Annotated in this window: 8 protein-coding genes; 2 read left to right on the forward strand and 6 right to left on the reverse strand. The window is 55.4% G+C overall.

From position 1 onward, the window contains the following. Nucleotides 1–35: 35 nt before the first annotated feature. Nucleotides 36–1139 (reverse strand): GTP-binding protein, encoded by a 1104-nt coding sequence (locus ABD971_RS08545; RefSeq protein WP_345321184.1) that lies wholly within the window; start codon nucleotides 1137–1139, stop codon nucleotides 36–38. Nucleotides 1140–1253: 114 nt separating this feature from the next. Then, nucleotides 1254–2150, reverse strand: a complete 897-nt coding sequence (locus tag ABD971_RS08550) for an MIP/aquaporin family protein (RefSeq protein WP_345321186.1) — start codon at nucleotides 2148–2150, stop codon at nucleotides 1254–1256. Between the two features lie 504 nt (nucleotides 2151–2654). Between ABD971_RS08550 and ABD971_RS08555 the strand changes: the two genes are divergently transcribed. Beyond that, nucleotides 2655–3203, forward strand: a complete 549-nt coding sequence (locus ABD971_RS08555; RefSeq protein WP_339942001.1) for a shikimate kinase — start codon at nucleotides 2655–2657, stop codon at nucleotides 3201–3203. Nucleotides 3204–3415: 212 nt separating this feature from the next. After that, nucleotides 3416–5617, forward strand: a complete 2202-nt coding sequence (locus ABD971_RS08560; protein ID WP_345321188.1) for a transglutaminase-like domain-containing protein — start codon at nucleotides 3416–3418, stop codon at nucleotides 5615–5617. Between the two features lie 139 nt (nucleotides 5618–5756). Here the strand turns inward: ABD971_RS08560 and ABD971_RS08565 are convergent, their stop codons facing one another. The 4 genes from ABD971_RS08565 to fliD form a co-directional block, all read right to left on the reverse strand. Beyond that, nucleotides 5757–6665: a hypothetical protein gene (locus tag ABD971_RS08565; protein ID WP_345321190.1), complete on the reverse strand. Its 909-nt coding sequence runs from the start codon at nucleotides 6663–6665 to the stop codon at nucleotides 5757–5759. Then, the gene (locus tag ABD971_RS08570) at nucleotides 6665–10474 is read right to left on the reverse strand and encodes a secretin N-terminal domain-containing protein (protein WP_345321192.1); all 3810 of its coding nucleotides are present in this window, start codon (nucleotides 10472–10474) and stop codon (nucleotides 6665–6667) included. Before ABD971_RS08570 ends, ABD971_RS08565 begins: the two co-directional genes overlap by 1 nt. 483 nt (nucleotides 10475–10957) lie before the next feature. Then, nucleotides 10958–11476 (reverse strand): flagellar export chaperone FliS, encoded by a 519-nt coding sequence (locus tag ABD971_RS08575; RefSeq protein WP_345321194.1) that lies wholly within the window; start codon nucleotides 11474–11476, stop codon nucleotides 10958–10960. A 55-nt stretch (nucleotides 11477–11531) separates the two neighbouring features. Continuing rightward, nucleotides 11532–14306: a flagellar filament capping protein FliD gene (fliD, locus tag ABD971_RS08580; protein ID WP_339941996.1), complete on the reverse strand. Its 2775-nt coding sequence runs from the start codon at nucleotides 14304–14306 to the stop codon at nucleotides 11532–11534. Nucleotides 14307–14587 lie beyond the last annotated feature (281 nt).

The raw sequence follows: 14587 nt of genomic DNA on the forward strand, positions 1-14587 counted from the left end.
CTTTTCGGTTGTATGACGTCGATCCCGGTTGCAGCCTATCCCACTTCGGTGATCCGGTGGGTTGGGACGGGACGGCCGGGACGGAAGGCTTGCGTTTGACGTACTTCTGTTTTTGCACCGTGGCGTTCACACGCTTGCTCGACAGCCGATTCGACCAATGTTTGCAATTGTGCCGGATCGATAGCCACGCGCGCGTTGACGACCAATTCCGCAGCCTTCGTTTTGTGTTCCGAAGGGAGCGACAACTCTGCACTCGTATCACTGCTGACCAGATTCGCGACTGCGTGTGCGCCATCGGATAATCCGATCGCTTTTAAATGTGCCGTTTCTGCAGTCGCGTTGGCCAGTGACGTCTGCAGCCGATTGACAATGTCGAGCACCAACGCGTCCAGGTCAAATTCGGACTCACCCGTCGCCGTCAAACTCATGTTCAACCACCCGAGTTCTGCTTCGCCCTCGGCGTACACGTCATAGTCCATCTCCAAAATACGGCGACCAAACTCGCCGCGTTGATCCAACAACTCTAAGAACGCGTCAAATCCGTCACCCGTTTTGGCTGATATTCGCAGCAGAGGGACGTTCGGCGCCTCGCTCGCTACCAAGCGGGTCAGCTCATCCAATTCTTGTTCGGACAACTCATCGGCCCGATTGATCAAGACAAAATCGGCTTCTTCCAATTGCTTTTTGAAGATGTATGCCGCTTTCGGAGAGAAGCCCGCTTTCGGATCCCCCTTTAAAATCCGCCGACCATGACTCGGTTTTAAAATCACTCCGTACGGCGCCACATCAAAACGATCACCAAACAATTGCATCAGCGGCCGCACGACTGTGGCGACAAGGTCGGTACAGCTGCCGACCGGTTCGGCCAAGATCACATCAGGCTTGTCATCACATTGCAGTTGATCAGTCGTGTTGGTTAGCTCGTTGAAATTACAGCAGAAACAGGCCCCGGCGACCTCTCCGACTTGGAACCCTTGGCTTCGCAGCGTATGGGTGTCGACCAAATCGGTAGCCTGGTCGTTCGTCACGATGCCGACCTTCAAGCCTTGCTGTTGATAAGCACGAGCGAGCCGTGCGATCGTTGTCGTCTTTCCCGCACCGAGAAAACCGCCAACCATGATGAACCGAATCGATGACATCGTATTGCTCTTGAGGAGGAAGAAAGAAGAGGGGAAAAAAAAGGGGGAAGCAGTGGGTGTGTGTGTCAGCTGCGGGGGTGACACGTGAACGGTCACCACTTTCCGGCCGGATGCTTAGGGTTGGTTCAAATCACGCGAATGATCGGTGACACCGGTGTCGTCAGTGACGGAGGCCACCGCGGGGCCGAGGACGCGTTGATACAGTCCGATCCCCAACACCGATCCGGCGATCGGCGAAATGATGTAAACCGTCAAAAATCCGGTAGGGGTGGGGCCCGGTAACGCGATCGATCCCCAGCCAGCATAATACGCGAAGAGTCGAGGCCCAAAATCGCGAGCCGGATTGAAACAAGCTTGCGTCAATGGTGCGATCACACAGATTAACGCGGCCACCGTCAGTCCAATGAACACGGGAGCCAAGTTTTTCGGGCCTTCGACGTTTCGTGGATCGGTGACCGCCACGACGACCAAGCCAAGAATCGCGGTCCCAATGACTTCGGCTAAACAAGCGACAGATTCCGAGACACGTGTGTTGTAATCTCGGTGCATCTGACTGTTGTAAAGCTCATCCCCGCCCGCCATCCAGCCTGGATTGGGAAAGTACTCGCCGTAACACATTGCCGTTATTTCGCTGCCCGGTCCGCCACGCACGACTTGCTTCTGAGCTTCTTTTTCGACCAAATAGGGTTGGAACAATGTGTACAGAGTCACCGCGGCAATCATCGCTCCGGCCAATTGCGACACGATATAGGGTGCCACGCGTGACCAGGGAAACAATCGCCATGTCGCCAAGCCGAGCGTGATCGCAGGATTGATATGCGATCCACTAATTGGGCCAACGACGTAGATCGACACCATGATCGAAATGCCCCACACGATGCCTACCTGCCACAAACCTTGCAGGTCACCGGTCAACACGGCGACGTGCACCGCGCCACAACCAAACAAGATCAACAGGAACGTGCCGATGACCTCGGCGACACAGCACGAGAATAACGAACGAGAGTTCATGGATATGGATGACGAATCTAATCTTGGAGCGAGAATCAGACAGCACCCCCGATCGATGGTATCACGATCGATGGCATCACGTTCGACTACATCACGTAGGGAGGCGGCGATGACAGGGACGGCAACGAGTATACCACCGCTTTGCCACCGCATTGTGCCACAATCAAACCGCTTCCATGATACTTCGATCGCCCACTTTTCCGCTTTTCCTCTTGCCGTTTGTCCTGTGCGCCCCGCAATTAGACATCAGCGTAAACTGAAGTCAACCAGTCTGTGCAGGGTCTGCAAGCGGTTAGCGTGAACGCGTCTTGGTTCCGTCGGGATTGCGGCCGCTCGTCCCCGTGTACGTGAAATCGGTCGCGTTGTACGATTGAGGAAACCAGCCGCACCCGCCAATACCCCAATCCGCCAAAGTTTCGTCGAACGCGGCGGCGGAATGATTCGCTGGTCTCGTCGTTGATTGCGGTAAGGATCAACGCTGTTCTCTGAAATCCATTTCACGCTGTGGTCGCCAATCCGTTGTTAAAGCATCTCTATTTGACTGGCTATCGAGGTACGGGAAAAACATCCGTGGCGACGCGGTTGGCCGACGCGCTTGGTTGTCCCGTGGTCGATCTGGACGTCCGAATTCAAAGTCATGCGGGGTGCAGTATTCGCGATATCTTCGCCGACTCGGGGGAACAAGGCTTTCGAGATCTCGAATCCGAGATGTTGAACATCGTTGCGGCGGAACCGCCATCGATCGTGGCTCTTGGTGGTGGTGCGATTTTGCGAGAGTCCAACCGCCAAAAGATCCGATCGAGCGGTCATTGCATTTGGCTGGTCGCGACCGCAGAAACGCTTGCGACTCGAATCGCGGGTGACGCCGGTACCGCCGCGAATCGGCCAGCCCTGACCCAGCTTGGCCAACTCGACGAGATTCGCGAACTGCTGGCATTCCGCGAGCCGCTGTACAGTGATGCGGCCGATGTGCAGATCGATACTTCGGGTAAAACGCTCGAGCAAGTCAGTGCGGAAGCATTGACGCTTTGCCGCGAGAACCGTTGGTGCTAATACAACGGGCGACATTGTCCCCGCAAACATGGTTTTGCTGTAGAATACTCTGCGTACGCCGTCGCCATTTGGTTTTTGGGATCAACTCGTAATTCGAGCCCGCGGAAATTCGGCAAATAAATGCCGCGACCGAGGCGTTTGATCGGTTTTGGCGCGGACCCCCAAAATTTGTACGTCCACGAACTGCTCGCCCCCCAGGAGTCTTGGATTTCATGTTTTCGCGTCATCAGTGGACGATTGTCGTATTGTTTTTGGCGCTCGGCGTTTTTACGGCGAACACGTTCGACAGCTGGACATCGCTTGTCGTCATTTCGGTCGTTGCGTCTGCAGCGGCGTGGATTCAGCGATTGTTAGAACAGCACTATCGCACGTCGGACGGTTCGTTGAGACGGTCTTGGTGGCGATCGCGTCCCTTCGCCTTGTTCACAGGACTGCTCTGTCTGACGACGATTTTTGTGGCGCACGCGGTGCCCTATTTGACCATGAAATCGATCAACCCCTTTGGGATGGGGGCCGAGTTGTTGTCCCATACCGCATTGGCATGGATCGCGTACTTGTGGGTGATGCGGCGTGCCGATGGACATGGCTTGATGTTGGTGTTGGGATTGATCATCGTCTTACTGAGTGTGGCGGCGGGGGGCGTGAGCAAGAGTAACGCGGGGCAAACCACCATCGCGTTCTGCATCTGTCTGGGGTACGCGATAGCGTCACAGAACATTCTCGGGCGAGGTGCGTTCTGGAAAGCCTCGGCGGTATCACGATTGGGTTCCGCAACGACGTCGCGTCGAATCTCGAGCTTGGATGGCTCGGAGACAGCGGTTGTTGGAAATCCTAACCGCACCGCAACGGTGCTCTCGGCGTTGACGTTGTCGGTGATTGTGATTGTGACCGGCGCGATCGCTCAAACCACCAACTCGGCTTTGCCGCGAGTGCAATCGACGATCCAGTCCACGTTAAAGAGTTCGCTGGATAGCACGTTCAGCAACATTGCGGTCTCCGGAACTCGCTATGTCTACGGATCGACGATTGGTTCGATCCGTCACGGCAAAACGGCCAGCCCCGATGAAGTCGCTCTGTGTGTTTTCTCATCCGATTCGCCTGGCTATTTGCGAGGCACTGCGTTTGACTACTACGAGAACCGTCATTGGCACGTTGCCACCCCACAAGTGGTTGACGAATTTGCCTACCAGACCTCGCTGATGAACCGCACCGTGACTGCCGCGGGGCCGGGGACAACCGTATTGAAGAGTAGTCGTGCATCCAAGCTGCAGCGGTTCGACTTGACTTCGCAAACCGACGAAGATGCCGGTACCGATCCGGTGCGAACGATCGAAGTACGAAACATTCCCTTCAAAGGAACCACGGTGTTCATGCCGCTGGGCAGCCGCTGGATCGAAGCACACAGTGGCAGCGTGGTGGTGACTCACCATGGTTTGATCGATCATGGTATTGATGTTACCAGCCCTTACGTCATCGCGACTGCGACCCAGCCGCCCGAAGACGAATTGGATCTGATTCGATTGCAATTGTTGACTCATGTCCCGAACCGATTGAATCGGATTCTAAAACCGCTGGCCTACGAAATCTGTGGCGATGAAGTGGATGTGCGAAAGAAGGCTGACAAAGTGGTCCAGTTCTTTCTCCGTAACTTCGACTACTCGTTGAACCCGACACTACCACCGAATCGAGCGGATCCGCTGCTCTACTTTTTCGAGAAACGGCATGCGGCACACTGCGAATACTTTGCTTCAGGTACGGTCGCGTTGTTACGTTCTCAGGGAATTCCGGCACGCTATGTGACCGGATATGTTGTCGACGAATTAGAACCGGACAAGAAGTTTTGGGTCGCTCGCAATCGTGACGCTCACGCTTGGGCCGAAGCTTACGATGCAAAAACCCGAACGTGGTTCCCCGTCGAATCGACCCCTGGGCATCGTTATTCGACGCTCACAGTTGACCCGACCGATGACCAATCGCATAGCCCGTCATGGTCACCGCAACTTGACGACGAAACGATCGCCGACTCGGTTGTCTCGTCGATCAGCGCGTTTCTGGTTGCCATTCGCGCGAACAATCCGGTGCTGGCGATTTTCCGCGTCATGCAAGCACCGATGTTTCTGGTTTTGTCGGTCATGGTTTGGCGGCGATCACGTCGAATCCAGTTGGATTTCGCCGATCCCGCAGACCGTAGGAGTCACAAAATGCTGAGAAAAATGGACCGCCGAATGAAGCGGTTATCGTTGACCCGTGCAGCCCATGAAACGATGCACCAGTTCGCCGATCGCATTGAAACACTCGATCTGAGCAGCGGTAAACTAAAGCGTGAATCGGTCGCGGCCACCGCGGAATGGTACCGCGAGTTCGCTCAGGCTCGTTATCAAGGAAAAACTCCCAGCGCTGTGCCAAAGATCTAGCGTGACCATGGCGGTGGGGCCAGGCGGTAGACCAGCAACGGTGATTTCACTTCTGCACCATGGCTTATAAAAGCCAAATAAAAAACGCGGCGGACCATTGGGTCCGCCGCGTTTTTTGTTTCTCTGCGTTGATGCCACGTTATCGCGTGAACGAGCTCGCAGGCATGGTCGCACTTGCCGGCAACACGCCCTCTTCGGTTGGCGGGGTCGCCATTTTCAGTTCGACCGAAGGCGTTGACGATTTCTCGGCCAACATCGAATTGCGGAACGCTTGCACCGGTGCTTCTTTGGTTTGCGCCGCAGTGCGTGGCGAACGCCGCTGGATCGTCGTGGTGGTTAACCCCGAAGTTCGAGTGTTGATCGAAGCTGCGGCGTCACGATACTCTTGGTATTGAGTCGATAATTTCCGCTCGGCTTTCGCAAGCGTCACTTCCGGTGACTCTTTCCCAGGCAGCATCACGGTCGCGGGAACGCCTTGAACTGTCACCCCTTCTTTCGTGCGGAACGATGCCACAAGCGAAATTCGGCGAGCTTCACCACCCACTGCGTCCCATGGTACCCAAATGCTATAGGATGCCCCGAGATCGCATTGGCTGAAATGGCGTGTGAACTGCTCGGGCGTAAATTCAAACCGCTTCGTTGCTTTATCACTTGTCTCTGCGTTTTCATCAAATCCATGAATCACAAGCGTACCATCGACAGGCACGGCGTGTGATTTTTCATTGTAGAAGAAGATACGTCCCCCGAACCCACGCGTTGGGGTTCGATTGGTTTGTACCAACGTGTCCGGAGTCCAAGTCGCCGCCATTTTGACAGGATTGGGGTAGGGTTCTGGGACTTCGTCTTTCTTCTTGGCCCATGGCATTTTCTCGGCGAGCGATCCGCCTGGTTTCTTAACGCGTTTACCATCGGGGCCGACGGTGATACAACCGACCAGCGAACAAATCATTGCCACGGCAAGTGATTTGACTGCCACATGGCATAGCAAACGGCTAAGGGATCGCCGTCGGGCGACGCTGGCACTGGATGCGTTTTCTAAATAGGTCATTATCGAATCCATGTTTGCGGGGAAATGCTGGGGATCGCTTGCACCGGTTGGGCAGCAGGTTGAACTTCAGCGGCCGTGGGAACGACCGCTCCTAATCGCTGAGGACGATCGCTTGACGCGGCAGCGTAGTCGATCGTTTTGCCAGCGTTTGCGTTCTGCATCCAGCTGACTTGGTTCGCACTCGATTCGGTTCCCGTTTGCGTGTAAGGATTCATCGCGGGGCCGCTAATCGGCGGGCGACTGTTCCCCGATTGATTGGGCACATCGAGATTCGGTGGCGATTGCCACTGGACTTCCCCTTCGTTACCGTGCTGAGTCAACGGTTGACCTGGACGCGGTTGACCGGTTCCTCGTGGTGCGACAGCGTTGGGTAATCCGTTTGGCTGCATTCGATTGCTTCGCGTTTGCGGGATGCCTCGCGGCATTGCATGCTCGGGCACCGTCGATGATTCGTAGATCACTGGCGAATCGTTGAGGGAAGAACCCGCGTCGATCATGGTCGGTTGATCCGAGATGATGACCGACGATGAATTCACACCCGCCGGAGGGCAATACTCTTCGCCATTCATCAGTTCGCCTTGATGGAACTGGTCCACGGTCGGTTGCAAGTCGGGATAGATCGTGCCACCGGTTGCCGGTCCCCACAATCCATAGCCGCCACTCAAACCAACGTCACCGTGCATTTCAACCACATCGGCCAGACACCAACTCATACGGCTCGACTCGGTTGCTTTGACGTAATCCAAGTCCTCTTCGCCGGTAACCAGCATCGGAGTCATGATCACGAGCATTTCTGAACGACGTTCAAACTCTTGGTCGTACTTAAAGAAGTAGCCCAACAACGGGATATCGGCGAGGTAAGGAACTCGGCGGCTAAAGTTGCTACGGGTTTTTTGGATCAAACCACCAAAGATCACCGTTTGGCCACTGTAGGCAGCGACAGTTGATTGTGCAGTGGTGACCAAAATGTCCTGGATCAACACCGAGCCGTCGCCCGTAGGAACCTGGGTTCCGTTGGAAGCGTCACGATCCGAGCGTGTGGCGTCAATGTCCATGATGATCAAACCATCCGCACCGACACGAGGCCGAACTTGCATGATCAAACCAACCTGCAACGGTTCGGTGACGACTTGGTTTCCGGAGATTCCATTTTGGATGACTCCCGTCACTTGCGCGATCGTACGTCCGACCTGAACTAGTGCTTCGGTATTGTCCATCGTCATGACCTGAGGACGGCTGAGAATCTGCAGACGTCGTGCGTCTTGCAGCGTTCGCAGGAGCAAACTGACCGACTCACTTGCCGCACTTAGTACGAAGCCACCGTAGTTGAGATTACCGTTGGTGGTACCGACACCGAAGCTGGTCAAACCGCGCCCTGCCAAACTCTCTTTGCCAAACGAGCTGACGTTGGGCGTCCCGTTACCGTTGTAGTTGAATCCAGGTGTTGACGATGGAAACGCATTCGAAGCGGTGCCACGGTCAAACATCAGCGAGTCCTGCAAGCCAATCTCGCCACCCACTTCGAAAATGTCATCCAAACTGACCTCGGCAAGCAATACCTTGATCAGCACCATAGGGGGACGTCGGTCAAGTTTGTCGATCAATCCACGCACATCTTCATACAATCGCGGCGAAACACTCAGCAGCAAGCTGTTGGTAACCGGTTCAGACACCACGACTAGATCGCGATCGGGAAGGTCATAAGGACCAAGTCCGCCCTGTTGGAACTGCTGGATCGTATTGACGCCTTGCGAGCGTTGTTGAACGTATTGCTGGATCGCTGCGGCGACCGTGTCGCTGGCTTGATGACGCAGCCAAATCACTTCGGTGATGCGTTCCGAGAATCCCGCACCGTCGAGTCGCAGCAAAATGCTCTCGACGACTTCGAGGTCTTCGGCCGAACCGCTGGCGATGATGCTGTTGGTTCGCAGGTCGGTGCTGAATCGCAACGGAACAAGCGAACTGTCGCTACCGGCGGTCGTCGTGGGCAGTCCACCGAGGTTGCCTGCACCGATGCTGGTGCCGCTGGTCGCGGCGTCATCACCAAATAGTTGCGTCAACGCGGTTGTCAATTGAACGGCGTCACCATTTTCGATCGTGAACACTTTGACAAGCGAATCGATGCCGGGAGCTTTATCAAGCTGGCGAATCAGCTCGCCGATCAACGGCATGCTGGCTGCCGGAGCTCGTACGACAATCGAGTTGGCTCCGGGATCGGCGGTGATCACGGCGCCTGCAAGGATGCCCGAATCAAGGATCTGATTTCCGTCACCGTCCACGGCAACCATCGACAACGACGTCGATGGCGTGGTCACGTTGGAATCGCCTCCGGATTCGCTCTCGCCATTGATTGCGGATTGGATCACGGGGGCCAAGTCTTCGGCAACCGCATTGGTCAGCGGGAAGATTTTGATTTCGCTTTGAGCCGAGACTTGTTGCACGTCAAGATCGTTGATCAGCCGAGTCACCTCTTCCATGTCACGAGGTGCACCGCTGACGATCAGCGAATTGGTGCGGTAATCGGCCAGCACGCGAACCCGAGGTCCGATGCCGGGGCGAAGATCGTCGCTGCCTCCTGGTCGGTCGACAAAGAAACTGCGAATCGTTTCTTCGGCATCGGAAGCCGAAGCGTGTTGCAAACGAAAGATTCGCAACCGGCTGGTCTCGTCGACAGGAATATCGACTTTGGCAATCAAATCACGGACGCCGTTGATCGCTTCGGCGCGGCCAATCAGCAGCAGCGAGTTCGGCGAATCGAGTGCCGTGATACTGACTTCGCCTTGACGAGCGGAAAGCACATCGTCGTACAGTTGCTTCAGCAGTGTCGCGACGGCGTTGCTATCGGCATGCCGCAAATTGACCACTTCGATATCGGGTCGAGTCAAGTCGCTCTGTTTTTCGATTTCCTTGATGACTTCCATTACCCGTTCGACGTCGCGTTTTGCTCCGCGGATAATGATCGTGCCCAGCTCGGGAACGAATTGAATTTGGGTGTCGCCAATGACACCCGATCCGCCTTGTTCGTCGGACTCCGCGTCGTTGTTTTGGGGAGCCGCATTGGCAGCCGGGGCGGCGGGGGTGGCGGGGGTGGCGGCAGCGTCTTGTTGAAAGACTGCGTTTTGGAAGGCGTTTTCTGCGGTGATCGGTTTCACCCGGCGAGCATCCAATTCGCCCAGCAGGCGGATGGCGCGCTGGATCGGTGCGGGTTCGGCGTTTTCAAGCCGCATCAGCTCGGTGATCTTGGATTGATCGTGCGACGGAGCGTCTAACGTGTTGATGACTTTCTGCCACCCTTTTTGGTTTTGTTGGGCAGCCATCACGGTCACCATGTTACGACGTCGATCGACCTCGACCGTGGTGCCCTGCAGCGGAGCCGCGCTGAGCTGAAACGATGCGCGTTCGCCGTTGCGGGTCGTCGTGATCGGCAACGGAAGCCCTGCGAGTCGCTTCAAGTCGTCTTCGAATTCACGCCAAGTCACGTTTTTCAGCTGAACGTGCACCGGGCCCGTCGCTGAAGCTTGCTGGACCGCCTCGGAATTCATTAGCGATTGAACATCCGCAGCAATTTTGCGTTGCGCGGATTCGGGGGCCATCACCACCAATTGATTGTTCTTCGCATCGGGTGAAATTTGCACCCCCGGCACGTCGCGATAGATCAAGCTAAGCTTGGTCGCAATCGAGCGTGACTGGGCCGCGGGAACCGAAAGTTTGCGAAGTGCGGGGCCTGATGCATCTTGGGCGTTTACCAAATTGGTACACGGTACCAACGTAAATCCAAGTGTCAGGGTGCTGAGGATCCATCGCCGCATTTGCGACCACCTTTACTGTTGATCGAGAGACGTACTCCATGAACGAACCTACGTGCGCTCTAGCCCGTTCAATAGGAATCATCGGATCAACCGGAACAATCGCTACAGTCAAAATCAACCGCAATCCTTGACATCAATGGAAATTGAGAGAAAGCGAAATGGGTGAGCCACATCGCCCAACACTGTGAAGCATCTTCTGTAGCTACCTTCGCTAGAAGGTGCTGCGTCGCGATTGCGCGGCAACTATCCACGCTCTTGCGAGCGTAGCTACAAAACGCAAATGCCGGAAATTGCCGGCTCTGAATGCATGATCGCGTTAGGCTAAATGGCCAAAAAAAACGCACGGGACGCTTGAAACCGTTCTTGAGCGGTTTCCTGCGTCCCGTGCGTGATTTTCGTTGACGGTTGCGGTTTGCGGCGTTCGCTCGGGGGCTGCCGAGTCGATTTCGAGTTGCCGAGTCGATTTCGAATTGCCGCGTCGATTTAGCCTTGCAAGTTCAGCCCGCCGGAAATTGGGGTGTCGGTGGAAATCGGAGCGGCCGTCGTGCCTGCAGCGGACGCGGCAGGCATTTTTGCTAGCGTCTCGTTGGCACAGACCATTCGCCACGTATCCGCTTCGATCTCTAGGATCTCACGCAGCTCGTCAACCGCATCGGCATCGCTGTTTTGTTCGGCAAGCAACAGGTGTTTGGCGAGAAAAACGTACAGATCGGCTACCTGATTGCAGACCCCTTCTTTGCTGGTGATGCCCGACAACAATTCGGTGATCAAATCGAATAGTTTCAGCGAGTATTCGTTGTTGCCCTTCTTTTCCGGTTGCGTCCGCCATGCATTGGCGAGCACGCGAGCGACCTCGACCGAGCGTTCGAGGATCATCAATCGTAAACGAGCCGGCGTCGCATGTTGGATGCTCGATTCAAGATAGCCATCGGTCGAACGCCGCGATTGTTTGTAACCGCTAGGTTGGTAATTCGATGCGGCATGCGAAGGGGAATAGGACATGCGTTACCTGCCTCCTTGCAGGAATGATTAATTCAGGAGAGAAAGAATAGGAAGATTACGTAGGAATCGTGATTCGCTCAATTTGCGACAAATACGACGAGTTGCCTTGGATTTTACCGATCGCTTCTTCGGTGGCGTAAAACTGTTTCAATAACCGTTCGCGTTCATTGTCGAGTCGGTCGTTCAGCGCCTCGATTCGCGCGTTATTTTGCGTGATCTGCGCCCCTAATGTTTCGGTACGCCCGATCAATAGACTGTTCGAAACTCCCGCAATTCGATCGGCGACCGAATCGAGCCGGTCCGAAAGGCCGGTTTCCGAAGTGGTGAAGAACGCCTCGACCGCTGCGGAGTCGTCGCTCATCGCGTCACTAAATTTCTCAGCGTCGAATTCGAGTTTTCCTTCGCCATTGAATCGAATCCCAACACTACCAAGCGACTTTAAATCGCCCGCCTGAGTGATCGTCCCCGACAGCAACCGGCTGTACGAATCGCGGATCCGATTGGCTTCGCTCGACCCAAACAGCAACCCCACCTCTTGAGCCTCGGCGTTGAAATACGTCAGCGAATCGAGTTTTTCAATCAGTTTGTTGTATTGATCGACAAAGGTTTTGGTCGCATTGGAGACCACGGTGGGATCGTCCTTGACCGAAATCGTGATTGGATCGGTCGATAATTCTTTGAGCGTCAAACTGATGCCGGTGGCAGAGTCGGTGACATCATCATCTGCCGGTCCCACCAAGGCGGAAACCGATTGTCCTGCGATCGTTTGCGTGGTGGCTTCGCCGGCGATGCCCAAATCCGAGGCGGATCGGCCGATACCAACATCTTCGATTGTCAGTGTTTCGCTGCCGCCGGCGGTATCGACGACGGAAATTCCTGTCCCATCGGCATTAATCGATGCAGTGACGCCGATCCCGAGATTGTTGATCGCCGCGGTCAACTGGCCGACCGTCGTGATCCCTTCGACTCGCAAATTCACGGCGCTCGTTTTTCCAAGACTGTCGGTGACTTTGAAACTTCCGAGCGAAATCCCCTTGCCCCCCTTCAGCGAAGCAAGCGGAGTCGATCCGTTGATTTGACTCGATTGTTCACCGTCGGTCCCGAGGTCAAATACGCCATCGCTAGAACTGACGTACCGCTCGGTTCCCCCGTCGGTCGAAACGGCGATCAAAGCGTCCGCACCACGCGATTCCGTTCGTAAGTCGAGACTAAATCCTGTTGTATTGATAGCAAGTTTTCCGGCCTCGCCACCGCGTTGACTGCGAATCCGCAACGAGAACGATCCATCGTCATTCGTCTGGATCGATGCGGTGCCGTAGCGGCCGTCGGTGTTGATCTTGCTGACCAACGATTCAAGCGTATCGTCGGCGGTCACTTCGATCACATCGGCGCTGGTGCCGACGATGGCCGATTTGGTTTGTCCGCCAATCGTTTGATTCGTCGCAGTTCCGGCAATCTTCAAATCCGACGCTGTCGTCGCGGTTCCGCTATTGGCAATCGTTAATTTGCCGCTGCCACCTGCGTTATCGACGATCGAGATCCCATCGCCATTTTCGCTGATCGATGCGGTGACATCAGCCGACAATGCATTGATTTTGTCGATCAATTCGCCGACATTTTTCGCCCCAGCCGTTTTCAGATTGATCGCGCCAAGGACACCCTTGCTGTCCTTGATCGTGAAACTGCCGATGTTGACCCCGAGACCTCCATTGAGGTCTTCGAGCAGCGTATCACGCGTGACGTTTTGTCGATTTAGGTTTTCGCCAACGACAATATCATCGGTCGTCGATGCGGTCAGCCCGAGTTGCGATGCGGTGTCATCGGCGGCGTCGATCGTGAAGTTGCCGGTGCCGCCAGAAACGTCACGCACCTGAAAACCGTTTCGCGCGTCATTCAGTCGTACGGTTAACTTTAACCCCGACGCGGAAATCGCGTCGATCACTTCGCTGGTCGTCGTCGCGGATGACAAGTCGATGCTGGCCGAGGAACCGTCCGAAAGCGTGATATCCAGATTGGTCAGCGGGCCGACGCCGCTGCCGCCAGCCAATTCACTCAGTGCTGCGCCGCGAACCGATTCCGTCCCATCGGGAAGATCCAGCTCGAGTCCCGTCACGGTGCTGCTAGCAACATCGACACCCCAAATGCCGAGGTCCGCGGCAGTTTCGGCGTCGCCGAGTTGCTCGACGATCAAATTGCTGTCGGTCGAGCCCGTGTTGTCGATCAATTGCAGCGAATTGCCCGACGTGGTCGCTCGCACGTTGATATCGGCGTCGTTGATCAGCGAGATCACATCGTCCATGTCTCGCGCACCGGAAAAATCGATCTCTGCCGATTTTCCCGAACGGTCGGTGATCCGCACGACGCCCGGTTCAACGCCGCGGCCATTATTCAGACTCGAAAGCGCCACCGAATTATCGATCAGACTTTCGCCATGATTGATACTGATTTGGCCCGTAAACCCCAATGCGGTATCGGAAGCACTGAATCGCTGTAGAGACGTGGTGTTATGAGTCGACGCCGTTTGCAGTGTCCGCACCACATGGGTACCAACCTGGGCTGCACTTCCGCTTTTGACCGACAACGCATCGCTGTTGGACGACGTTGAGGTCTTGCTTTTAAACAGCGTTGAACTCGACAACCGATTCCCGGCAAGCTGGACGCCAATCACGGACGCCGTCAACTCGGCAATCGCCGCTTGTTTATTTGCCAGCAATTCGGTGCTGGCGACCAAACGGTCACGCGGCTGGGCACTGATGGCAATCAATTGATCGACCGTACCGACGATATCGGTTCCGGTGATCAGTCCGACGGAGGATTGAATTCGCCCCATGAGTGTTTTGCAACGTTAGTAATAGGAGTGCAGCATTGCGAAATGCCGCAACCTGCGTCTTGGACGGTCGAGAAGGGCCAACATGGGCACCCGTTGAGCACCACGCACCCCTTCCATTACTGGATCTGCGCAAGACGCTCCACTATTCCCTACCTCACAATCGACTATTACCAACCCATTCGTCCAGAAAAAGATCCGCTATAAACGGTACTCTGTGACGGTCATTGGGGTTGTCCGAGAATGACATCTAGCCGGCCGAGATCTCTCTCGACCGGCCGTAT

Source organism: Novipirellula rosea (genome assembly GCF_039541335.1).
In the GTDB taxonomy this organism is placed as follows: Bacteria; Planctomycetota; Planctomycetia; order Pirellulales; family Pirellulaceae; genus Novipirellula; species Novipirellula rosea.